23 protein-coding genes are annotated in these 22727 nt (G+C 70.9%); 10 read left to right on the top strand and 13 right to left on the bottom strand.

The window, feature by feature from the left end:
* Nucleotides 1-25: 25 nt before the first annotated feature.
* From IH48_RS0115255 to IH48_RS0115235, 5 genes are all read left to right on the top strand, one after another.
* Entirely contained in the window at nucleotides 26-751 is a 726-nt protein-coding gene (locus tag IH48_RS0115255; protein WP_030903804.1) for an alpha/beta hydrolase, read from the top strand.
* 72 nt (nucleotides 752-823) lie between these two features.
* Nucleotides 824-2464: an ABC-F family ATP-binding cassette domain-containing protein gene (locus tag IH48_RS0115250; protein WP_030903801.1), complete on the top strand. Its 1641-nt coding sequence runs from the start codon at nucleotides 824-826 to the stop codon at nucleotides 2462-2464.
* 278 nt (nucleotides 2465-2742) lie between these two features.
* Complete coding sequence (locus IH48_RS36255) at nucleotides 2743-2907, top strand: hypothetical protein (protein ID WP_158710298.1); 165 nt, start codon at nucleotides 2743-2745, stop codon at nucleotides 2905-2907.
* Between the two features lie 261 nt (nucleotides 2908-3168).
* Nucleotides 3169-4614, top strand: a complete 1446-nt coding sequence (locus IH48_RS34395; RefSeq protein WP_051839803.1) for a hypothetical protein — start codon at nucleotides 3169-3171, stop codon at nucleotides 4612-4614.
* On the top strand, nucleotides 4611-4949 hold the full coding sequence (locus IH48_RS0115235; protein ID WP_030903799.1) for a hypothetical protein: 339 nt from the start codon (nucleotides 4611-4613) through the stop codon (nucleotides 4947-4949). Before IH48_RS34395 ends, IH48_RS0115235 begins: the two co-directional genes overlap by 4 nt.
* Before the next feature lie 314 nt (nucleotides 4950-5263).
* On the opposite strand, the gene IH48_RS0115230 is transcribed toward IH48_RS0115235, so the two are convergent.
* From IH48_RS0115230 to IH48_RS0115215, 4 genes are all read right to left on the bottom strand, one after another.
* On the bottom strand, nucleotides 5264-6151 hold the full coding sequence (locus IH48_RS0115230) for an amino acid ABC transporter permease (protein WP_030903797.1): 888 nt from the start codon (nucleotides 6149-6151) through the stop codon (nucleotides 5264-5266).
* Nucleotides 6148-6816 carry an amino acid ABC transporter permease gene (locus IH48_RS0115225; protein ID WP_030903795.1) on the bottom strand — a complete coding sequence of 223 codons (669 nt, stop codon included), beginning with the start codon at nucleotides 6814-6816 and terminating at the stop codon, nucleotides 6148-6150. The genes IH48_RS0115230 and IH48_RS0115225 overlap by 4 nt, the downstream gene beginning before the upstream one ends.
* 84 nt (nucleotides 6817-6900) lie before the next feature.
* Nucleotides 6901-7740, bottom strand: coding sequence for a glutamate ABC transporter substrate-binding protein (locus IH48_RS0115220; protein WP_030903793.1), 840 nt, complete (start codon nucleotides 7738-7740; stop codon nucleotides 6901-6903).
* A 52-nt stretch (nucleotides 7741-7792) separates the two neighbouring features.
* Nucleotides 7793-8569: an amino acid ABC transporter ATP-binding protein gene (locus IH48_RS0115215; RefSeq protein WP_030903790.1), complete on the bottom strand. Its 777-nt coding sequence runs from the start codon at nucleotides 8567-8569 to the stop codon at nucleotides 7793-7795.
* 359 nt (nucleotides 8570-8928) lie between these two features.
* Between IH48_RS0115215 and IH48_RS0115210 the strand changes: the two genes are divergently transcribed.
* Together IH48_RS0115210 and IH48_RS0115205 are read left to right on the top strand one after the other, a co-directional pair.
* Entirely contained in the window at nucleotides 8929-9627 is a 699-nt protein-coding gene (locus IH48_RS0115210; protein ID WP_030903789.1) for a response regulator transcription factor, read from the top strand.
* Nucleotides 9624-11033, top strand: a complete 1410-nt coding sequence (locus IH48_RS0115205; protein ID WP_030903787.1) for a sensor histidine kinase — start codon at nucleotides 9624-9626, stop codon at nucleotides 11031-11033. Before IH48_RS0115210 ends, IH48_RS0115205 begins: the two co-directional genes overlap by 4 nt.
* On the opposite strand, the gene IH48_RS0115200 is transcribed toward IH48_RS0115205, so the two are convergent.
* From IH48_RS0115200 to IH48_RS0115180, 5 genes are all read right to left on the bottom strand, one after another.
* Nucleotides 11030-12025, bottom strand: a complete 996-nt coding sequence (locus tag IH48_RS0115200) for a TAXI family TRAP transporter solute-binding subunit (protein WP_030903785.1) — start codon at nucleotides 12023-12025, stop codon at nucleotides 11030-11032. The genes IH48_RS0115205 and IH48_RS0115200 overlap by 4 nt on opposite strands.
* A 152-nt stretch (nucleotides 12026-12177) precedes the next feature.
* Nucleotides 12178-13224 carry an alpha/beta hydrolase family protein gene (locus IH48_RS0115195; RefSeq protein ID WP_030903782.1) on the bottom strand — a complete coding sequence of 349 codons (1047 nt, stop codon included), beginning with the start codon at nucleotides 13222-13224 and terminating at the stop codon, nucleotides 12178-12180.
* A gap of 14 nt (nucleotides 13225-13238) precedes the next feature.
* Nucleotides 13239-13589: a hypothetical protein gene (locus IH48_RS0115190; protein WP_030903779.1), complete on the bottom strand. Its 351-nt coding sequence runs from the start codon at nucleotides 13587-13589 to the stop codon at nucleotides 13239-13241.
* A gap of 13 nt (nucleotides 13590-13602) precedes the next feature.
* A complete protein-coding gene (locus tag IH48_RS0115185) occupies nucleotides 13603-14103 on the bottom strand; it encodes a TetR/AcrR family transcriptional regulator (protein WP_030903776.1) in 501 nt (166 codons plus the stop codon).
* A gap of 152 nt (nucleotides 14104-14255) precedes the next feature.
* On the bottom strand, nucleotides 14256-14765 hold the full coding sequence (locus tag IH48_RS0115180; protein WP_030903773.1) for a hypothetical protein: 510 nt from the start codon (nucleotides 14763-14765) through the stop codon (nucleotides 14256-14258).
* A 343-nt stretch (nucleotides 14766-15108) separates the two neighbouring features.
* Between IH48_RS0115180 and rplM the strand changes: the two genes are divergently transcribed.
* The 3 genes from rplM (at nucleotide 15109) to glmM (ending at nucleotide 17662) form a co-directional block, all read left to right on the top strand.
* Complete coding sequence (gene rplM / locus IH48_RS0115175) at nucleotides 15109-15552, top strand: 50S ribosomal protein L13 (protein ID WP_030903771.1); 444 nt, start codon at nucleotides 15109-15111, stop codon at nucleotides 15550-15552.
* 42 nt (nucleotides 15553-15594) lie between these two features.
* Nucleotides 15595-16116, top strand: coding sequence for a 30S ribosomal protein S9 (gene rpsI / locus IH48_RS0115170; protein WP_030903768.1), 522 nt, complete (start codon nucleotides 15595-15597; stop codon nucleotides 16114-16116).
* Nucleotides 16117-16303: 187 nt separating this feature from the next.
* Nucleotides 16304-17662, top strand: coding sequence for a phosphoglucosamine mutase (gene glmM, locus IH48_RS0115165; RefSeq protein WP_030903766.1), 1359 nt, complete (start codon nucleotides 16304-16306; stop codon nucleotides 17660-17662).
* A gap of 63 nt (nucleotides 17663-17725) precedes the next feature.
* Here glmM and coaA read toward each other — a convergent pair whose 3' ends face one another.
* The 4 genes from coaA to IH48_RS33335 all read right to left on the bottom strand — a co-directional run bounded on the left by coaA (nucleotide 17726) and on the right by IH48_RS33335 (nucleotide 22561).
* Nucleotides 17726-18754, bottom strand: coding sequence for a type I pantothenate kinase (gene coaA, locus IH48_RS0115160; RefSeq protein WP_051839801.1), 1029 nt, complete (start codon nucleotides 18752-18754; stop codon nucleotides 17726-17728).
* Nucleotides 18755-18895: 141 nt separating this feature from the next.
* A complete protein-coding gene (locus IH48_RS0115155) occupies nucleotides 18896-19717 on the bottom strand; it encodes a class I SAM-dependent methyltransferase (RefSeq protein ID WP_030903761.1) in 822 nt (273 codons plus the stop codon).
* A 166-nt stretch (nucleotides 19718-19883) separates the two neighbouring features.
* The gene (locus IH48_RS0115150; RefSeq protein ID WP_030903759.1) at nucleotides 19884-20630 is read right to left on the bottom strand and encodes a hypothetical protein; all 747 of its coding nucleotides are present in this window, start codon (nucleotides 20628-20630) and stop codon (nucleotides 19884-19886) included.
* Nucleotides 20631-20761: 131 nt separating this feature from the next.
* A complete protein-coding gene (locus IH48_RS33335) occupies nucleotides 20762-22561 on the bottom strand; it encodes a hypothetical protein (protein ID WP_051839799.1) in 1800 nt (599 codons plus the stop codon).
* Nucleotides 22562-22727 lie beyond the last annotated feature (166 nt).

Raw genomic sequence — 22727 nt, 5'->3', positions numbered from 1 at the left:
TCACGCGGAAGAAGATGATCTGCGCATGTCCACATTCCTGCTGGTCCACGGCGCATGGCACAGCGGACGCTGCTGGGACCGCGTGGTCCCGCTCCTTGAGGCCGCCGGCCACCGGGTATTCGCGCCGTCCCTGACCGGCTACGGCGACAAGGCGCATCTGCTCGGACCGGAGGTGGGCCTGGAGACGCACGTCGACGACGTGGCAGGGCTGATCACGCGGCACCGGCTCGACGACGTCGTGCTCGTCGGCCACAGCTACGCGGGCCTCGTGATCTCCTCCGCGGCCAACCGGGTCCCGGACCGCGTCGGCCACCTCGTCCACCTGGACGCGATGGTCCCGGTGGACGGCGAGAGCGCCGCCGACGTCCAGCCGGCCACCCTGCACATGATCGAGCAGGCCGAGCGGTCCGGGGAGGGCTGGCGCGTGCCGCCGATGCCCGAGCGGCCCGCCCCCTTCGGCCTGTTCGGCGTGACGGACCCGGCGGACGTCGCCTGGCTGCGCACGATGCTCTCGGACGGGACGGTGCGCTGCCTCCAGCAGCCCGTACGCCTCGACAACCCGGCCGTGAACGCGATCCCGCGCACCCACATCCACAACGTCGGCGCCACGCCCCCGGGCGTCGTCCGCCGCCCCGTTCCCCCGGTCCAGCCCAACGGCACGCCCGCGCAGGTCTGGGAACTGCCGACCGGCCACGACTGCATGATCACCATGCCGGCCGAGCTCGGCGAGCTCCTCCTCAAGCTCGCGTAGCGGGGGACGGCCCCCGGTCCCGTCACCAAAACGATTGGTCAGCGCGGCCCCGCCGCCCCGACAATGCCCACCATGGGACATCTGGAAGCCGCGCACCTCGAGTACTACCTGCCGGACGGGCGCGTGCTGCTCGGCGACGCCTCCTTCCGGGTGGGCGAGGGCGCGGTCGTGGCCCTCGTCGGCGCCAACGGAGCGGGCAAGACGACGCTCCTCCGCCTCCTCTCGGGCGAGATCCAGCCGCACGGCGGGAAGGTCACGGTCAGCGGCGGGCTCGGCGTGATGCCGCAGTTCGTCGGCTCCTCGGTGGCCGGCGAGGCGGGCGGGGACGACGAGCGGACCGTGCGCGACCTGCTCGTATCCGTGGCGCAGCCCAGGATCCGCGAGGCGGCGCGTGCCGTCGACGCGGCAGAGCACGCGATCATGACCGTCGACGACGAGCGCGCGCAGATGCGGTACGCGCAGGCGCTCAGCGACTGGGCGGAGGCGCGCGGCTACGAGGCCGAGACCCTGTGGGACGTCTGCACGGTCGCGGCGCTCGGCGTGCCCTACGAGAAGGCGCAGTGGCGTCTCGTGCGCACCCTCAGCGGCGGCGAGCAGAAGCGGCTCGTACTGGAGGCGCTGCTGCGCGGCCCCGACGAGGTGCTGCTCCTCGACGAGCCGGACAACTACCTGGACGTACCGGGCAAGCGGTGGCTGGAGGAGCGCCTGCGGGAGACCCGCAAGACCGTGCTCTTCGTCTCCCACGACCGGGAACTGCTGGCGCGCGCCGCCGAGAAGATCGTCAGCGTGGAGCCGGGCCCTGCGGGGTCGGACGTGTGGGTGCACGGCGGCGGGTTCGCCACGTACCACGAGGCACGCAGGGAGCGCTTCGCGCGGTTCGAGGAGCTGCGGCGGCGCTGGGACGAGGAGCGCGCCCGCCTCAAGGCCCTCGTGCTGCGGCTGCGCCAGCAGGCGGAGAACAGCCCCGACATGGCGTCGCGCTACCGGGCCATGCAGACCCGCTTCAAGAAGTTCGAGGACGCGGGCCCGCCGCCGGAGCCGCCGCGCGAGCAGGACATCCGCATGCGGCTCGGCGGCGGGCGCACGGGGGTGCGGGCCGTGGTGTGCGAGGGGCTCGAACTGACCGGGCTGATGAAGCCGTTCTCGCTGGAGGTCTACTACGGCGAGCGCGTCGCGGTGCTCGGCTCGAACGGCTCGGGCAAGTCCCACTTCCTGCGGCTGCTCGCCGGGGACGACGTCGCACACACGGGCGCCTGGCGTCTTGGCGCGCGCGTCGTGCCGGGGCACTTCGCGCAGACGCACGCGCACCCGGAACTCGTCGGCCGCACCCTCGTCGACATCCTGTGGACGGAGCACGCGCGCGACCGCGGCCGCGCGATGTCCGCGCTGCGGCGCTACGAGCTCGCCCCGTCGGGCGACCAGCCCTTCGACCGCCTCTCGGGCGGCCAGCAGGCGCGGTTCCAGATCCTGCTGCTCGAACTGAGCGGTGCGACGGCGCTGCTGCTCGACGAGCCGACGGACAACCTGGACCTGGAGTCGGCGTCCGCGCTGCAGGACGGCCTTGAGGCGTTCGACGGCACGGTACTGGCGGTCACGCACGACCGCTGGTTCGCGCGCTCCTTCGACCGCTACCTGGTCTTCGGCGCGGACGGGGTGGTGCGTGAGACGTCGGAGCCGGTCTGGGACGAGGCGCGGGTGGCCCGCGCCCGCTGACGCCGCGGGGGGCGCACCGGCGCCCGCTGACGCCCCTGGGCGGTATCAGGCCGCGAAACCGGCCGCACTCGGCGGGGCCCCTCCTCCGCCGAGTACCAACACGAACCAGACGCACTTGCCGCGCGCCCCGAACGTCGGCTTCCCGACGGGGCAGGCACCCCATGAGTCGGCCGGCACCGGACGCAGGGGAAGGGCCGGACTGTCGTCCAGGGGCGCACGGCGTTGGGGGTCAGCTCGGCGGCGAGCAACTCGGCCCGGTCGGTGAGCTCTCCCAGCCCGTGGCCGTGTATGCCTCCGCGCCCGATCCGCACCTGGACACCGTCGAAGTAGGCTCGCCCACGGGTGCGGTCTTCTTCGACTCGCCCACCCACCCGGCCGACTTCCGCACCCGCCTGGACCTGGCCGCGCGGGTGGCGTTGACGCGCGAGGAGGCGAGCGACTGAGGAGACCTGCGCTGTCTGGTCGATCACAACTGCCTTGTCCGGCCCACCGTTTGCTGTGACGCTGGCGTTCGAGTCGAACAACCGCACAGTCAGGGGGAGTGGGGCCATGCCGCACGCACTGCGTGGTGAAGCCGGTCGCTTCTTACGGAGACCGTCCACACTCACCGGCAATACGGTGCGGCGATGCCGTACTCCCCGCCGCCGCCCGGTGGTGGACGGCGCCGGGGAGTACGGCACACGGCTGCCGTCCGGGGACCTCCGATGAGCCGCCCGGAACCGCGTGGCGACTCGCTGGGGTCGATCGACCTGTACCCGGACGACCTCGACTCCGTCGCGAAGAAGTTCGCCACGGGCCAGACCCGTCTGGACACGATCGCGACGACCCTCAACGGTGCGTTGCAGAACGCGGCCGGTATGGCGGGGGACGATTCCTACGGCAAGAAGTTCGGCGGGAAGTACGACCCGGCGGCCAAGGCCCTCTTCCACACGTTCTCCGCGGCCGGACGCGCCATCGGCCAAGCGGCCAGTGGCCTGGTGACGACGGCGAACAACTACCTCAAGGCCGACCACCACTCCAACCCGAAGCACGGCAAGAGCGCGCCCGCGCTCTACCCGCCGGCCCTGGTCTTCCTCGACGTCTCCTACCCCGACCCGGACTCGGCGATAGGCCCAGGCCACTCCTCCGTACCGTCCGTCCTCGCGAAGTACTGGCCCAACGGCCACCAGGACAAACTCCGCGACGCCGCCACGGCTTACCGCACGGCGTCCACGGCCCTCCACACGCTGGGCCACTCCCTGCACCAGCAGGTGATGGCCCTCACCGACAACAACTCCGACGACTCCGTCCACGCGATGGCCGACTTCTGGGCCAAGATCTGGCAGGACGGCACGAACGCCAAGAAGGCGCCCCTGTCCGCGGCCCGCGAGGCCTGCGACAAACTCGCCGCCGCCTGCGACAAGTTCGCCCACGCCATCGACGAGGCGCACAGCAGCACCGAGCACAGACTCTCGGGCGCGGGCATCGCCATCGGCCTCACGTCGGCCGCCGGCGCCCTCCTGACCCTCTTCACCGGCGGCGGCTCCGACGCGGGCGCGGCAGCCCTGGACGGCGCGGAAGCCACCGCGATACTCGGCAGCGTCGAGGTCACCCTGGACGCCGCCGTCACCGACATCAGCGCCGACATGATCGCCGACGTCGAGACCTACCTCCAGGCCGCCGCCGACGGCGTCCCCGAAATCGAAACCGTCGACGCCGAAACCACCGAGGTCAGCCAGACTCTCGACCGCGAACTCGCCCGAACGGAAGCCCGCGAACCCGCGGGCGTCGGCGGCCGAGGCGGCTCAGGCGGCGGGCGGAGTGGCTCAGGTGGCCGAGGTGGCTCTCCGGAAGAACCAGGAGGTGGCGAGGACAGCCCAGGCGATGGCGGGGCTACCCCGACGGGCAACTGGCAGTCGGATTTCGATGGCCTCCCGAAGGGCGACAACAGCCACGTCAGATTGGCCAGTAGCCGCGAAGAGCTCCGCCACCTCTTTGACAAGTGGACAGACGGGTCAAAAGAGCTGCCCCCTCGGGGCCCCAAAGTCCCCGAGGTGCGCAAACTCGACGATGGTACCGTCATTCAATGGCGTCTCGGCTCCAAGTCCGGCGGCGAAACTGTAGATATAGTGAAACCCGGCACTAAACCCTTTAAGGTGCACCTCAAATGACTCAAGCGCTGGCTATATCGGAGGAGCTCCTGGAAGACGGTCTGGACGATTGGAACCTCGTTGACAGTCTGATTGCCCTGGCGTATCAGGCCGGAGGGGAAGAACGGTTCAGAACCCTCTTCCGTCAGTCTCTCGATTGGTTGCTGGAAAACCAGTACATTGAGGCAGGAACCTTGGAGGAAGAAGGATTCCGTGCATGGGTCGGGGCGCCGAAGGTGATCGCTGAACGCGTAGTCAAGTTGTGTGAGTCGCTCGAGTGGCAACCCATGGGTGATGGGTGCTGGTTGTCCAACACGGCTTCCGGAGACGCGTACGCCAGAGCACACCGTTCGTGAGCGGATACTTTCAGCGGCGAGAGACGGGGAGCACGTGTAGGCGGTGCCGACGATGGCGTCGTCCGGTCCTCGACTGCGGACAGCGTGCGACTGCGTTCGTGGCGGGCATCGGCAGGATGCGCAGCCGCGGCGTACGGGTGCCTGTCGCGTGGGGTGCGCCCTCGCGGCGAGGAGGGCCGGCTCGCACCGGACTCGCGTGCCGCGCGGGATGCCGTGATGTATGCCTCGGCGCTCGATCCGCACCGACGGAGGCCGTGGCGATCATGCCACGGCCTCCGTCGATGAGCATGCGGGGCGACCGGGTGCCAGATGTGTCAGACCTTGCCGACGATTCCGGCGTCGGCGGTCTCCACGTCGTCCGCGTGCAGCACGGCACCGGTCGACTTCTTCCCCCGCCGCAGCCGGCGCTCCAGCCGGCTCGCGAAGGTGGTGAGGGAGAAGTTGAGCGCGATGTAGATCGCGGCTACCACCGTGTAGCTCGCGATCACGTTGGCGCCGTAGTAGCCGCTCATCGTGTTGGCCGAGGCGAGCAGCTCGGGGAAGGTGAGGATGGCGCCACCGAGCGCGGTGTCCTTGAGGATCACGACCAGTTGACTGACGATGCCCGGCAGCATCGCCGTGACCGCCTGCGGCAGCAGGATCAGCCGCATGACTTGGCCCTTGCGCAGCCCGATCGCCATCGCACCCTCGGTCTGGCCCTTGGGGAGGGCCAGGATGCCGGACCGGACGATCTCGGCGAGGACGGAGGCGTTGTACAGCACCAGGCCGGTGACGACGGCGTAGAGCGGGCGGTCATCCGAACTGACGTCCGTGTACTGCGCGAACAGCGCGAGACCGAAGATCATCAGGACCAGCACGGGGATCGACCGGAAGAACTCGACCACGATCGCGGCCGGAACCCGGACCCAGCTGTGGTCGGAGAGCCGGGCGATGCCCAGCACGGCGCCGAGCGGCAGGGCGATGACCACCGCGAGAACCGCGGCCTTCAGGGTGTTCTGCAGGCCCGGCCAGATGTACGTCGACCACGCCTCGGTGCCGGTGAAGAACGGCTTCCACAGAGCCCACTCCAGCTGGCCCTTGTCGCCCAGGGTGCTGAACACCCACCACAGCAGGGCGGCGAAGGCGGCCAGGAAGACGACCGTGAAGAGGATATTGCGACGCTTGGCACGGGGGCCCTGGGCGTCGTGGAGGACCGAGCTCATCGCTTGACCGCCACCTTCTTGCCCACCCAGCCGAGTATCAGGCCGGTCGGCAGCGTCAACACCACGAAAACGAGAGCGATGACGGCGGCGATCAGCAGCAACTGAGCCTCGTTCTCGATCATCTCCTTCATCAGCAGCGCCGTTTCCGCCACACCGATGGCGGCGGCGACCGTGGTGTTCTTGATCAGCGCGATCAGCACGTTCGCCAGCGGACCGACGGACGAGCGGAACGCCTGTGGCAGCACCACCAGTCGGAGCACCTGACCGAAGCTCAGGCCGAGGGCCCGAGCCGCCTCCGCCTGGCCGACCGGCACCGTGTTGATGCCGGAGCGCAGCGCCTCGCACACGAATGACGACGTGTAGAGGATCAGGCCCAGGACGGCGAGCCGGAAGTTGATCGTCTTGAAGTCACCTCCCGCGCCGAGCGTGACCCCCAACGTCTGGTTCAGCCCCAGGGACGCGAACAGAATGATCACGGTCAGCGGGATGTTCCGCACGATGTTCACGTACGCGGTTGCGAAGGCGCGCATCAACGGAACCGGGCCGACCCGCATGGCGGCCAGCATGGTGCCCCAGACAAGGGAGCCGACGGCGGAAAGAACAGCGAGCTGCACTGTCGTCCAGACGGCACCCGCCAGGTCGTAATCCTGAAGAAAGTCGAACACGATCTCCCGCGCTTCCGGGTGTAGGAATGCCCGCCCCGGTGCGCCGCCCCTGCCGCGGGCCGGCGCACCCTGTCAGGCCCGGCCTCAGCTCTTGATGTCGCCGATCTCCGGCGCCGGCTCGTTCTTGTAGCCGGCCGGGCCGAAGTTGTCCTTGACGGCCTTGTCCCAGGACTTGTCCGTGACCATTTCCTCCAGGGCCTTGTTGATCTTGCCCTTGAGGTCGCTGCCCTTCTTGACGCCGATGCCGTAGTTCTCGTTCGTCAGCTTGAAGCCGCCGAGCTTGAACTTGCCCTTGAACTGCGCCTGGGAGGCGTAGCCGGCGAGGATCGAGTCGTCCGTGGTGAGCGCGTCGATGGCGCCGTTCTGCAGACCGGGCAGGCAGGCCGAGTACGTCGGGTACGGCTGCAGTTGGGCCTTGGGAGCCAGCTTCTTCTTGACGTTCTGGGCCGAGGTCGAGCCGGTGACCGAGCAGAGCTTCGCGGCGTTCAGGTCCTCGGGCGACGTGATCTTGTCGTCGTCGGCACGGAGCAGCACGTCCTGGTGGGCGAGCAGGTAGGGGCCGGCGAAGTCGACCTTCGCCTGGCGCTCAGGAGTGATCGAGTACGTGGCGGCGATGAAGTCGACGTCGCCGCGCTGGAGCATGGTCTCGCGGTCGGCGCTCTTCGACTCCTTCCACTCGATCTGGTCCTCGGTGTAGCCGAGCTTCTTGGCGACGTACGTGGCGACGTCCACGTCGAAGCCGGCATAGCCGTCCGGGGTCTTCTGGCCGAGGCCGGGCTGGTCGAACTTGATGCCGATGGTGATCTTCTTCTTGCCACCGCCGCCGGACGAGCCGTTGTCCTTGTGACCGCCGCCGCACGCGGTGGCGGTCAGGGCCAGGGCGAGCACGGCGGCCGAGGCAGCGGAGACCTTGCGAAGCTTCATGGTGGACATCCTTTGGCTGTGATCGAGCTGCGATCGGACGATCAGCGGGAAATCAGTGGTGCAGGATCTTCGACAGGAAGTCCTTGGCACGGTCGCTGCGCGGATTGCTGAAGAACTGGTCCGGCGTGGCTTCCTCGACGATGCGGCCGTCCGCCATGAACACCACGCGGTTGGCCGCCGAGCGGGCGAAGCCCATCTCGTGCGTGACCACGATCATGGTCATCCCGTCCTCGGCGAGCTGTTTCATGACCTCGAGGACCTCATTGATCATCTCGGGGTCGAGGGCCGACGTCGGCTCGTCGAAGAGCATGACCTTGGGGCCCATCGCCAGCGCCCGCGCGATGGCGACACGCTGCTGCTGACCGCCGGAGAGCTGCGCGGGGTACTTGTCCGCCTGGGCGCCGACGCCGACCCGGTCGAGCAGGGCGCGGGCCTTCTCCTCGGCCTTCTTGGCGTCGACCTTGCGGACCTTGGCCTGGCCCAGTGTCACGTTCTCGAGCACCGTCTTGTGTGCGAAGAGGTTGAAGGACTGGAAGACCATGCCGACGTCGGCCCGCAGCCTGGCCAGCTCCTTGCCCTCGGCGGGCAGCGGCTTGCCGTCGATCGTGATCGAACCGGAGTCGATGGTCTCCAGGCGGTTGATGGTGCGGCACAGAGTGGACTTGCCGGACCCCGAGGGTCCGATGACCACGACGACCTCGCCGCGGTGAATCGTCAGGTCGATGTCCTGGAGCACGTGCAACGCGCCGAAGTGCTTGTTGACACCGTTCAGGACGACCAGTTCGCCGGTCGCAACCTTGTCTTCCTTGGCCACCGATACTTCGGTCATCGCTCTCCGGCTCCGTCCTCCTGGGTTTCGCAGGACGGTAGTGATCCGGGCCACGCCGCGTCTCTACATCTGAGCGAGATCTGAGCATCACGATCCGATAGCCGTCGGGCCCGAGTCGTGGCACTTGTGAGCCGGCCGCATATCGGCCGGATAACTTCGCGCGGCCACGACCAAAAGCCTCTTGACGCCGTCCCCTCGCATCGGCGTCACTGCACAGGACGCACTGGCGCGTGCCCGTGGCGCGTGCCTGTGGTTCGAGCCCGCCGTTCCGCCCGCCCGACTTCCGCCCGCCCGACTTCTGCCCCGCCCTGATTCCTACCCGCGCCGAGCGTACGGCCGTTGAACCGAAGGGAGCCCGGATGAGACTGCTACTGGTCGAGGACGACAACCACGTGGCCGCCGCCCTGTCCGCGATCCTGGCGCGGCACGGCTTCGACGTCGTCCATGCGCGCAGCGGCGAGGAGGCGCTCAAGGCGCTCGTCGCCGAGGCCGACGGCTTCGGCGTCGTCCTGCTCGACCTGGGCCTGCCCGACCAGGACGGCTACGAGGTCTGCGGCAAGATCCGCAAGCGCACCGGCACCCCGGTCATCATGGTCACCGCGCGCTCCGACGTCCGCTCCCGCATCCACGGCCTCAACCTGGGCGCTGACGACTACGTGGTCAAGCCGTACGACGCCGGGGAACTGCTCGCCCGGATCCACGCGGTCAGCCGGCGCACCGTCCACGAGGACACCACCGGGAGCACCGAGACCGCCGTACTCCTCGGAGCCGTGCGCATCGAGCTGCCGACCCGTCAGGTGAGCGTGAACGGTTCGGTTGTCCAACTCACCCGCAAGGAGTTCGATCTGCTTGCCCTGCTCGCCCAGCGCCCCGGTGTGGTCTTCCGCCGCGAGCAGATCATCAGCGAGGTCTGGCGCACCAGCTGGGAGGGGACCGGGCGCACTCTGGAGGTGCACGTCGCCTCTCTGCGCTCCAAGCTCCGCATGCCCGCGCTGATCGAGACCGTCCGCGGCGTCGGCTACCGCCTCGTCGCCGCCAGCGCCCAAGGGGCAGGGTGAGCACACGCCTGCTCCCGCTGCTCATCGTCCTGATGGCGGCCGTACTGCTCGCGCTCGGCGTGCCGCTCGGCGTCAGCGTCGCCCGCGCGCAGCAGCAGAAGGTCGTCATCGACCGCATGGACGACACGGCACGCTTCGCCGCGCTCGCCCAGTTCGTCACCGAGGACGGTCCCGGCGGCCCACGCCGGACCAGCACGGACGAGCGCCTGGAGACCCTGCAGACCGAGCTGACCAGCTACTACGAGGTCTACGGCATCAAGGCGGGCGTCTTCTACCGCAACCACATCCCGATGGCCAACGCGCCCACGACGTGGTTCCTGCCCCAGACCGGTGAGGTCCGCGACTCCTTCGACGAGGCGCTGCTCAGCCGCCGCAGCCACGATCCCGAGCAGGTGTGGCCCTGGCAGGCCGGCCGGCTCGTGGTGGCCTCGCCGGTCATCCGGGACGGCGACGTGGTCGCGGGCGTGGTCACCGAGTCGCCGACCGACTCGATGCGATCGAGCACCCTGCGCGGCTGGCTGGTCATCGGTGCCGGGGAGTTCGCCGCGATGCTGCTCGCCGTCGGCGCCGCACTGCGGCTGACCGGCTGGGTGCTCAGACCGGTGCGGGTGCTCGACGCCACCACCCACGACATCGCCACCGGACGGCTCAAGTCCCGGGTCGCGCCCGCCGGGGGGCCGCCCGAGCTCAGACGTCTGGCGGGGTCCTTCAACGAGATGGCGGACCACGTGGAGGACGTGCTTGAGCAGCAGCGCGCCTTCGTCGCCGACGCCTCGCACCAGCTGCGCAATCCGCTCGCCGCGCTCCTGCTCCGCATCGAACTGCTCGCCCTCGAACTGCCCGAGGGGAACGGGGAGATCGCCTCCGTCCAGACCGAGGGCAAGCGTCTGGCCCGGGTCCTGGACGACCTGCTCGACCTGGCACTGGCCGAACACAGCCAGGCCGACCTTGAGGTGACCGACGTCGGCGCGCTGACCGCCGAGCGCGTGGCGGCCTGGGCACCGACGGCCGCGGCCAAGGGAGTACGGCTGGTCGGCGACTGCCGGCCGACCACGGGCTGGGCCGACCCGGTGACCCTGTCAAGCGCCCTGGACGCGGTCATCGACAACGCGGTGAAGTTCACGCCCCCCGACGAGACCGTGCGGATCGAGGTCGCCGCCACCGGGGACGCCGCCACCGTCGTCGTCACCGACAACGGTCCCGGGCTGACCGACGAGGAGCTCGCGCGCGTGGGGGACCGTTTCTGGCGCAGCGGGCGGCACCAGAACATCAATGGCTCCGGTCTGGGCCTGTCCGTCTGCCGGGCACTGCTCGCGGCGGGCGACGGTTCGATCTCCTTCGGCCACCACGAGCCGCACGGTCTCGAGGTCACGGTCAGGGTGCCCAGGACGGGTACCGCGCCCTAGGGCTTGACCGACCGGTAGTAGCGCCGGGCGCCCTCGTGCAACTCCAGCGGGTCGGTGTATATCGCCGTGCGCAGGTCCACCAGCTGCGCGGAGTGCACGTGCGCGCCGATGTCGTCGCGGCTGTCGAGTACGGTCCGGGTCAGCCACTCGGTGAGCCGCGGATCGACGTCCGCGCGGGTCACCAGCAGGTTGGACACCGCCATGGTGGGCACCTCGGTGCCGTTCTGCACGGTCGGGTAGGCCGACTCCGGCATGTTGGTGGTGCGGTAGTAGCGGGTCGCACTGCCCGACTCGTGCAGCTTGGTGACCAGGTTGTCGCCGATCGGCACGAACCGGAACGCGGAGTTCTCCGCTATTTCCTTGAGGCCGTCCGTGGGCACCCCACCGGACCAGAAGAACGCGTCGAGCTCGCCGCCGAGCCGCCCGGGGCCGGTGTCGATCCCGTCCGCCCGCGGTGTGATGTCCGTCTCCGGGTCGATGCCCGCGGCCTTCAGCAGTCGGGTGGCGATCAGCCGCACCCCCGAGTCGGGCGGCCCGATGGCCACCCGCTTGCCGTGCAGGTCGGTCACCGACCGGACGTCCGAGTCGTTCGGCACGACCAGCTGCACGTAGTCGTCGTAGAGACGGGCGACCCCGCGCAGCTTTTCAGCACCCGGGCCACCGGCCAGCTTGTACGTCTCGACCGCGTCGGCCGCCGCGATCGTGAAGTCGGCCTTGCCGGTCGCCACCCGCTGGACGTTCTCCTGTGAGCCCGCGCTGGTCATCAGCCGTACGTCCAAATCCGGCATGTCCTTGCGCAGTTCGGTGCGCAGCAGCTCTCCGTACTTCTGGTAGACGCCCGCGCGGGTGCCCGTGCTGAACGTGATCGTCCCGCTCGGTGGTTTCTCGCCCAGCGGCAGCAGCCACCACAGCAGCAGTCCGAGCACGACGGCACCGGTGACCGCGCCCCGCACGGCCCGGCGCCTGCCGATACAGGAGAGCAGCGTGGACATGGGGCGATCCTGCCAGCCCGCACCCGCGCCGACCAGGGCCGGGCACACAAGGGACGCCCCCGCTGATCGGTCCGCACCCGGGCCGCGACGACGTCAGTCGCCACACCCGGGTCAGCCGAACTGCCGAGCCCTGTAGCCGGATTGGAAAAGGATCAGTGCCGGGCCCACCGGTGCAAGGCGCCGAGTACGGACGGCGCGAGCGTGCTCGGGTGGTCGGGGTCGTGCATCAGATGGTCCACCGCCGGCAGTGTCACCCGGCCAGGTCCGCCGGTATGCGCGTGACGCAGGGCGTTCGTCAGGGCGTTCGTTGTGGCACAAGGGACCTGGGCGTCGTTCGTGCCGCACGTCAGGAGCACCTTGGTGCCCGGCCGGAGCGCGGCGGCGGTGTCCGGCGGGTACACGGCGTCGTCGCTTTCCACGAACCTGGCGTTGGGGCCTTGGAACGCCTCGAAGAGCTGGGCGATCGCGGCGGGCAGGTCGGTGGTGTCGACCGGTCGGTGTTCGCGCAGGGAGGTGACGGCGGCATCGATGGCCGCGTCGATGGTGTGTTGCTGCTCCGGGGTGAACCGGCCCTGCCGGGTTGCTTCGTCGACTTGGGCCTGGAGTTGGAGTGTGACCAGGTCGAGCAAGCGGATCGCCTGGGGTTGCAGCAGCGCGAGACCGGCGGGGCGCGGTCGCACCGTGCCGCCGAGCACCAGGCCCGTCATCGCGCCCTCGCTGTGTCCGACGAGCAGCAACTCGTGCGGGTCGGTCTCCGGTTGGTCGCGCAACGACTCGTAGGCGGCCCGTGCCTGGCGGAGGAACGCCGGGTAGTCGAGTTCTTCCGGGTGGTCCCGGTATGCGCCGAGTCCGGTGCGGCCGGTGCCGTACTTGTCGAACCGCAGCGTGACGATCCCCTCCCCGTCGAGCGCGCCGGCCAGTTGCGCAAGGGTGTCAGGTGAGGAGGCGGGCGGTTGGTTGCCGTCGCGGTCGGTGGGTCCGCTGCCCGGCAGCAGCAGTGCCGCCCGCAGCCGTTGACCGGCGCGGTGTCGGGGAACGTGCAGGGTTCCGTACGCGGTCGTACCGTCGGCGGTGAAGGCGACCTCGCGGTCGGCGGCGGGCACGAGCCGGGTTGTCGCCTCGGCCGGGGAGGCCGGGGCGGCGGTGGCGGTGGTGACGGCGGCCAGCGCCATCACGGCCACTGCCAAGTGGCGAAACATCGGCTTACCTCTCCTTATGCGAGGGCGTTTTCGACCAGGGCGACAGCCGCACGGGGGTCGTCGACCTGGAGCACCAGGCGTGCGTACCGCTCGTCGGCGAGCTCGACCACGACGGCCTTTGATGGGTCCCTGACATCCCAGAAGACCTTCTCGCCGTCCTGATGGAATGTGCCGGCGGCGATCACGCCGGGTACGTGGGAGCCCGGCGCGCGGATTCCCTTGGGGTCCTTGGCGATACCGGGGTCGGCGGTCGCGCCGCGGACGTTGGCCAGCGGGATGGTCAGGCGGCCTTTGAACGACCAGAGCTTGTCGAGGCCCTCGATCACGACGACGAGATCGTCGCCGTCGATACGTATCAGTGCCATTTCGGTCTCCGTTTCAGGCGGAAGGGTCGAGGTGCCGGGCCAGCGCGACGGCGGCGTTGCCGGGGTTGCCGCGCAGGAGGATGCCCAGCGCGGAGGCGGTGAGAGCGGCGGCCAGGTCGGCGGGAACGCCGAGAGCGTCGGCGATGGCCTGGTCGACGGCGGCCAGTGCGGCCGCCACCTCGGAGGCGACCTCCTCGTCGACCGGTGCGCGTTCGATCGTCGCGAGCAGGAGCAGGCGGAGGTCGGCCGTGGTGACGAGCCGCAGCGCGGCCGCGGCATCCGATGCACCGCCGAGGGCGTCGACCAGAGGACGGACATCCTCGGCGAGGTGGCGGCGCAGCGCGATCAGGTAGAGGCCGCGCTTGCTGCCGAATGTCTTGTACAAGCTGTTGCGGTGCACGCCGAGGCTGCTGACGAGATCGTCGACGGACACGCCGTCATAGGCGCGTCCGCCGAACAGCTCCACGGCGGATCGCACCGCCTCGTCCTCGTCGAATGCCCTTGGCCTGCCCATGGGCATCAGGGTAGACAGTTAAGGAACGATCAGTCAAGAACGACCGTTCCTTAATTCCCCGCCCTCTTCGAGGCACGGTGGTACATCGCAGAACCGCTCGCAGCCCGGAGCCGAGCAACCGCGGCTCGCCCGCGCCGAGGATCCGCAGTGCCTCAGGTCGCCGTGGCGACGGTGGTTCGTGCGCCCGCTGCCGCGTGCCGGGCGAGTACTCCGCCCGACGGCGGGTCGCGCTTGAGCGGGTCGCGGTTCTCCGCGTGGCCCGTGCGCCTCGTCCACTGTGCGTACGTCTCCGTGCCCGGTCCGGGGATCGGGGCGGCGCGTCGCCCGTTGATTCCCTTGCCGCGCCCGCCCGACGAACCGTCGTACTCCTCGGCTGCCAGGCCGTCCTGCGGCGTCGTCCATTGCCGGAAGTGCGGCGGCAGCCACAGCTCGAAGGAGGGATGGGAGAGCGCGACCTCCCCACCGTGCCGGGCGGCCGCGCGCATCGCCTTCGGGATGTCGCGCTCCCGGTTGTCCGCCGCGCCACGGCCCGAGACCGGGCTGCCCTCGGACCGGACGCCGGTCTCGCGCGCCGTGCCGGTGTTGAGCTCCGTCGCCACGAGTGAGAGTTCGGTCTCCTCGTGGATCGACCTGTGGTTGGCCACCCGGAAACTGAGCAGCACGGCGGCCCTCCGGCATAAGCCTTTTTGTGCGGCAGGCCGGCGTTCCGGTGCGGCGGCGGAGGCGCGCGAGCGCGGGGGAGCTCGGCCGCGCAGGACCCGCGGGGCGTGCCCGGGCCGGGGCCGGGCAGAGGCGTTTTGACCCGTGCGGCTCAGCCCGAGTATCCTGCTGGTTCGTTGTGCGTATTGGCTTGTTCATTCTCACGTGATGGGCCCTTACGCCGGTCCACCGGGCCGATGACCAGCGGAGCACGAGCGGGTTGCGTCACCTGCTGTCTCCAGGCTGTCGTGATCGTCCGGGTGGCCTAGTCAGGACCCCATTCACGAAGAAGCGAAGGCTACGACCGTGCGTACGTACAGCCCCAAGCCCGGCGATGTCACGCGCCAGTGGCACATCATCGACGCGCAGGACATCGTCCTGGGCCGTCTGGCGACCACCGCCGCCACCCTTCTGCGGGGTAAGCACAAGCCCATCTACGCGCCCCACGTCGACACCGGTGACTTCGTCATCATCATCAACGCCGACAAGGTGCACCTGTCCGGCAACAAGGCCACCCAGAAGATGGCGTACCGCCACTCCGGGTACCCGGGTGGTCTGCGTTCCGTGCGGTACGACGAGCTGCTTGCCAAGAGCCCCGAGAAGGCCGTCGAGAAGGCCGTCAAGGGCATGCTCCCGAAGAACACCCTGGGCCGCCAGATGCTCAGCAAGCTCAAGGTCTACGCGGGTGACCACCACCCGCACGGGGCGCAGCAGCCCGTCCCGTACGAGATCAGCCAGGTCGCGCAGTAGTTCCGGCCACCACCTAAGACGAAAAGAAATCTGAGGAGAATCGTGGCCGAGACCACCGTTGAGCAGACCCCTGTCGAAGGTGAAGAGACCTTCGCCGAGGTGACGACCTTCGAGTCCGAGGTGCCCGTCGAGGGCGAGTACACCTCCGAGTCGATGGCGTCCCGTTTCGGGGACCCGCAGCCCGCCGCCGGCCTGGGCCGTCGCAAGAACGCGATCGCCCGCGTCCGGATCATCCCGGGCTCCGGCAAGTGGAAGATCAACGGTCGCACCCTTGAGGACTACTTCCCCAACAAGGTGCACCAGCAGGAAGTCAACGAGCCCTTCAAGGTGCTCGAGCTCGACAACCGCTACGACGTCGTCGCCCGCATCGCGGGTGGCGGTGTCTCCGGGCAGGCCGGCGCGCTGCGCCTCGGCGTCGCCCGTGCGCTGAACGAGGCGGACGTGGACAACAACCGCGGCCCGCTGAAGAAGGCCGGCTTCCTGAGCCGCGACGACCGCGCCGTCGAGCGCAAGAAGGCCGGTCTGAAGAAGGCCCGCAAGGCGCCGCAGTACAGCAAGCGCTAAAGCGTCCGCCGGGGGAGCCGGTCCGGGTATCGGGAGATATCGGGAAGATACCGGGACCGGCGGACCCCCGTACGACGTACTTCGTTCGCCCCGGTGGCAGTCAGTGCCGCCGGGGCGTTCGTTTTTATCCAGAGGTCCGGGCGTATAACAGCATCAAGCGCTCAGAGGACAAATTCGGAGGAGAGCTGTGGGACGACTCTTCGGTACGGACGGCGTGCGCGGCGTCGCCAACGCGGACCTGACGGCCGAGCTGGCGCTCGGCCTGTCGGTCGCGGCGGCGCACGTGCTGGCCGAGGTGGGGACGTTCGAGGGGCATCGGCCCACGGCCGTCGTCGGGCGCGATCCGCGCGCCTCGGGCGAGTTCCTTGAGGCCGCGGTCGTCGCGGGCCTCGCGAGCGCGGGCGTGGACGTCCTGCGCGTCGGTGTGCTGCCCACCCCCGCGGTGGCGTACCTCACCGGGGCGCTGGGCGCCGACTTCGGCGTGATGCTCTCCGCGAGCCACAACGCGATGCCGGACAACGGCGTCAAGTTCTTCGCGCGCGGCGGCCACAAGCTCGCCGACGATCTTGAGGACCGCATCGAGGCGCTGTACGACAAGCACCGCACGGGCGCGCCGTGGGACCGGCCGACCGGCGGCGGCGTGGGCCGCGTCCGCGTGTACGACGAGGGCTTCGACCGCTACGTCGCGCACCTGATCGGCGTGCTGCCCAACCGGCTCGACGGGCTGAAGGTCGTACTCGACGAGGCGCACGGCGCGGCCGCCCGGGTGTCTCCCGAGGCGTTCACGCGCGCGGGCGCCGAGGTGGTCACGATCGGCGCCGAGCCCGACGGGCTCAACATCAACGAGGACTGCGGCTCCACCCACCTCGACCAGCTCAAGGCCGCCGTCGTCGAGCACGGCGCCGACCTCGGCATCGCGCACGACGGCGACGCCGACCGCTGCCTCGCGGTGGACGGTTCCGGCGCGGAGGTCGACGGCGACCAGATCCTCGCGGTGCTCGCGCTCGCGCTGCGCGAGCAGGGCGGGCTGCGGCACAACACCGTCGTCGGGACGGTGATGTCCAACCTCGGCTTCAAGCAGGCGATGGAGCGCGAGGGGGTGGCGGTGGTGCAGACGGCGGTCGGCGACCGTTACATCCTGGGTTCCATGAGGGAGCACGGCTACGCGCTCGGCGGCGAGCAGTCGGGCCACGTGATCATCCTCGACCACGCGACGACGGGCGACGGCACGCTGACCGGCCTGATGCTCGCGGCGCGCGTCGCCGCGACGGGCCGCTCGCTGGCCGATCTGGCGGGCGTCATGCTGCGGCTGCCGCAGGTGCTGGTGAACGTGCCGGACGTCGACAAGTCCCGGGTCGCCACCTCGGCGGATGTCGCGTCCGCGGTCGCCGAGGCAGAGGCGGAGCTCGGCACCACGGGACGCGTCCTGCTGCGCCCCTCCGGCACGGAGCCGCTGGTACGGGTCATGGTCGAGGCGGCCGACATCGACCAGGCACGCTCGGTGGCGGCACGCCTCGCGGACGCGGTGAAGTCCGCGCTCGGCTGAGCCGGCGCGACGTACCCATGGGCAGGGGGCGTGGACCGTTCGGTCCGCGCCCCCTGCCGCGTATCAGAGCTTGCGCAGGGACAGGCGCTGGACCTTGTGGTCTGCCGCCTTGCGCAGGATCAGGGTGGCCCGGCCCCGCGTCGGGGCGACGTTCTGCTGCAGGTTGGGCTCGTTCACCGTGCGCCACGTCTCGCGCGCGTAGTCCAGCGCCTCGTCCTCCGAGACCTTCGTGTACTTCGTGAAGTACGAGGACGGGTCCTGGAAGGCGGTCTCGCGCAGCTTGCGGAAGCGGTTCAGGTACCAGGACTCGATGTCCTCGGCGCGCGCGTCCACGTACACGCTGAAGTCGAAGTAGTCGGCGAGCGCGACGCGCGTCCTGCCGTCCTGGCCGGGCAGGGCCGGCTGGAGGACGTTGATGCCCTCCACGATCAGGATGTCGGGGCGCCGCACGACGAGCCGCTCGCCCGGCACGATGTCGTAGATCAGGTGCGAGTAGACCGGCGCCGTCACCTCGTCCCTGCCGGCCTTGATGTCCGCGACGAAGCGGGTGAGCGCACGGCGGTCGTACGACTCGGGGAAGCCCTTCCTGTGCACGAGGCCGCGCGCCTTGAGCTCCCTCAGGGGGAGCAGGAAGCCGTCCGTGGTGACCCGCTCGACCCGCGGGTGCTGCGGCCAGCGCGCCAGCAGGGCCTGGAGGAGGCGGGCGACCGTCGACTTGCCCACGGCGACGGAACCGGCGACGCCTATCACGAAGGGCGTGCCGCGCTGGGCGCCCTGGCCGCCGCCCGCGTCGCCGAGGAACGTGTTGAGCGCGCCGCGCAGCTCGGCCGTGGCCTGCACGTACAGGTTGAGCAGGCGGGACAGCGGCAGGTAGACGTCGCGCACCTCGTCCAGGTCGATCACGTCGCCGAGGCCGCGCAGCCGCTCCACCTCGTCCGCGGTCAGCGGCAGCGGGGTCTTCTCGCGCAGCGCGCTCCACTGCGAGCGGGTCAGGTCGACGTACGGGGTCGGCCCGTGCTCCGTCCTGCGCCTGGGCTCATAGCGGGGGGCGGGCGACGACGGGGACGAGTGGGAGCTGATCACGGGATCCATTCTGGCGGCAGGCGCGCGGGGGCGGCGGGTCGCGTTCGTCACGTCCCGGAGACCTCCGGCACGGACCCGGCCCCGTGGCTCCCGGCATCAGCACTGCCGGGAGCCACTCGTGTCCGAGCGTTTCGGAGCGTGGTGGTGGTGTCAGTCGTCGTCCGGCCGCGACAGGTAGAGCTGTGCGTGCAGCCAGCCCTCGTCCTCAAGGCCGCCGGTACTCACCCCGGCCTCGGACATCGTGTGCAGCACCTGGGTCTGCTCCTCGGCCGAGGCGAACCGCCGCTGCCGGAACATCCCCTCGACCCGCCGGGTGCGGTAGCCGAGGGCGGCGAGCGCCCGCTTCATCGGGTCGAACGGGAACATGCGCAGGACGAAGTGGGCCATCCACGGGCGGCGGCCGTTCTGCGCGGCGATCACGCGGACGAGGGTCCGCTCGGTCACGTACCCGATACAGCCGCTGGAGATGATCAGGTCGGTGCCGGCCAGCCGGGCCCGCTGGTCGGGGGTGGGGTCGTTCGCCTCCAGGTCGGCGTGCACGGCGTCGTCGAGGTAGCCGGCCTCCACCGCGTACGACAGGGCGGGCAGCGAGGCGTCGAGGCCCACGAAGCGGGCGCGCGGTGCGGGGGGCCGCCTCTCGACGACGAACTTTCGGTCCTGGGCGAGCAGTTCGGCGCGGTCGAGGACATCGACCGGGGAGCCGGTCGAGTCGTACCGCTCGTACAGCTCCTCCATGCTTGCCCCGCACCTGAGCAGGGCGGAGTTGATGCCGTAGGAGCAGCCGACGTCCAGGATCTGCGGCGTGGCGGTGCGGCGTACCGTGCGGTACTCCTCGATCACCTTGGCGAAGTGGGGGGTGGCCTGCTGCGGGATGCAGTAGTCCAGTGAGCGCAGAGCGGTGAAGTACGGGCGTGGATCGAGTCCGCTGTATATGTGGCCGAGGGAGACTTTGCCGGTCGAGTCAAAACGCACGGGGCAGCTCCTGCGTCGATCGCGAACGGATCGCTCTCGATAGTCGGGCGTCGGCCATCCGGGTGGAGTGGCCAGGCTGTGCCTACCCGAGCGCGCGCGTGTCAGTCGGATCAAATCCTGTGAAAGGAGGGCGAGTTGGCGCCGACGGACCCTCGGATCTGAGCGCTCAGCGTCGGAACTGGTCCGGGAGGTTCCACCACCGCGTGATGTGCGTGCGGTCCTTCGGCGGGTTGCGCAGGTCGCGCGCCACGACGACGAGGCCCGCCGTCAGGACCCAGAACATCGCGGCGACCGTGTAGTGCGGGTGCGGGGCGCCGAGCTGCGCGAACGTCGTCCTGATGGCGAGCAGGGCAGCCCCCGCGACCGCCACGCACGCCGCGTACAGGCCGACGGTGCGCGCCCGGGAGCGTGCGGGCGGGGGAGCGGGCGTGCGGGTGCGGCTGCTGAGGCCGGGCCCGCCGTCGGCGCCCGCCTCGAGCGGCCTGGGAATCGCACCGGGGTCGCGGGGCCGCGTCGCCACGACGGCGGCGGGCGGGACCGCGGCGTCGATCGCCGCGACGCGCTCGGGCGAGAGCATGGCGTACAGGGTGGGCTCGACGGCGACACGCACCCCGTCGGGTCCGGTCAGGATCCGGCCGCCGTCGGGGTGTGCCAGGACCTCGGCCGCGTCCGCGAACCGCACGGTGGCGTAGCCCTCGGGCGCGGCGAGGGTGACGGCGTCGGCGGAGAGGAACAGCCGCTGGTCGACGTCGCGCAGCGACCGGTGGCGCGTGGCGCCCGGGGCGGCGGCTGCCCCGGGCTCGCCCGAGAAGGGCCCGTCCGGGAACGGCCCGTCCGGGAAGGGCCCGTCCACGGGCAGGCCGGTGGCCGGGCCGGTGCCCGCGCGCGGGGCGGCGTCGTGCTGCGACGGCATGGGTCACGCCTTCCGTGGTCCGGGGAAGCGGTGGCTGGGGCTCGGCGACGGCGGCCGCGTCCACGTGCCAGTCTCCCCCAACCGGGTCACGAACGGGTCGCGCGGCCGCTCGCAAGGGCGCCGGACGTGCGTCACGCGTCCGTCAGGTGGCGCGGGCGGTGGCGCCAGGCGCGGGTGAGGCGGGTGGTGAGGTACAGCGTGGCGAACGTGGCCAGGCAGGCACGGGCGCGGCCGACACCGGGGGCCCACCACGCGTACAGCGTCGTCGGGGCGCACACCAGGATCGCGGCGAGGCGGGTCGCCCACCAGCGGCCCGGGCGTCGCGTGCGGCGGGTGACGAGTTCGGCGCCCGGATCGTGGGCGAGCGTGAAGTCCGCGGGCACCGGGGGCAGCCCCAGCGCCGCCACGAGCGCCGCCAGGCGGGCCGCCGGGGCGTCGCAGGCGCGCAGCAGCGCGGTCAGCGGGCGGCTGTCCTCGATGCCGTACGCGGCGGCGAGGGCGCCGGCCGTCGCGGTGGCGCTCTCGTGGTCGGGGATCGGCGCCGTCGCGTCCCACTCGTGCTCGGCGAGGCGGCGGCCGCGGCGCAGCAGCGTGAAGCCGTAGCGGTCGCCCGTCCTGCGCAGCACCAGCGCCGGGCGGCGCACCGAGCGTGTCAGGCCCGCGGTGACCGCCGTGAGGGCGTCCTCGCCCATCAGCGTCGCCCGCCGCGCCGGAGCGCCGCGGCCCGGTGTGCCGGCGGGGACCTCCGCGTACGTCGCGTCGTCGCGTGCGGATATCCGCAGCTCCGCGCCCGTCTGCCTGGCGGCCTCCGCGACCCGGCCGGTGGACGCGCGCACCACGGCGACGCCCGCCTCGTCCGGGGGGCGCGTGCGCTGCGCGGGGATCGTCCGCCCGGTGAAGAACGGCACCTGCGCGGCCACATGCAGCCGTACACCCGCCCTGAACTCGAGGAACTGCTCACGCGCGGGACCGAAGTACGCCCACGGGTACTCCGTCGCGTGCGTGCCGATCGCGGCGAACTGCGCGAGCGCGGCCTCGGGACGCCGCCCGAGCAGCAGCATCAGCGCCAGGTGGTTGCGGACGTCGGCGACCTCCGGGTCGCCGTCCTCGTACGTCGCGACGAGGGCGAGCGCGCGCTCCACCGCCGCGCCCACGCGCACCCGGGAGATCCGCGAGCGGCGGACGCCGTCGCCGCGCGTCGCGTCGGCGAGCACGTCGTGCTCGAACGCCGCGAGCAGCGGCAGGGCGTGCAGCTTGGAGCCGGGCAGTGCGGCGCCCGCCGAGCGCTCCGCGAAGTCGAACATCTCCTCGTGCGAGCCGTGCCACTTCTCGCACAGGTACTGCAGGGCCGCGGTGTGGCAGCCGTAGTGGTGCGGGGCGCGCAGCGTGGCCTCGGCCCAGTACGCGTCGAACACCTCGCGCGGCGACTGGCTGCCCGTCGCGTGCTCAAGCGCGAACTGCCAGGGCACCGGGTCGTCGGAGCACGCCTCCGCGGCGTCGCTGATCAGCGGCGCGGCGTCGTCGAGCAGCGCGAAGAACGCCTCGAACTGGTCGGGCGGCACGTCCTTGGCGCGCGCCCCCGTGCGCACCGCCCACGCCTGCTTCAGGGACACGCCCGCACGCACCAGCGCCGCGTCCGGGTCGTCGGGCGACCCGGCGAGCCAGTCGTCGAGCCACCCGGGGCTCTGCAGCGCGCATGCCGCGAGCCGCGGGGTCCACGCCGCGCGGTTCTCCCACTCGCCGCCAAGGCGCGTCGCGGCGAGCAGGTCGCGGGCGGGTCGGTGGTCGCCGGCCGCCGCCGCGACCAGCGCGGGGCGCAGCCGCGCGGCGGGCGGGTCGAGCACGACGGCCGTGTCCGGCGGCAGGTCGGTTCCTGTCGTCGAGCCGTGGCGGAGCATGCGGGGGAGGCCGAGCAGGGCGTGAAGCGTCACGTACCCATTGAACGGTGTGGTGGGCGCTCGCGGCCAGAGTCATCCTGTGACGTCCTTCGCACTCCGGGCCCCGGGATACCCGGCGCGCGGCCGGCAGAGCACAACGCGTGGCCGTCGCGGGCCCCGACGCCGCGTCCGCGCGTTGTGCTGTGACCGCGCCGGACCC

This window comes from Streptomyces sp. NRRL F-5126, from assembly GCF_000721265.1.
Taxonomy (GTDB): Bacteria; Actinomycetota; Actinomycetes; order Streptomycetales; family Streptomycetaceae; genus Streptomyces.
Note: the sequence above shows the minus strand (reverse complement) of the source record. Positions and strands in the feature narration are given on the sequence as shown.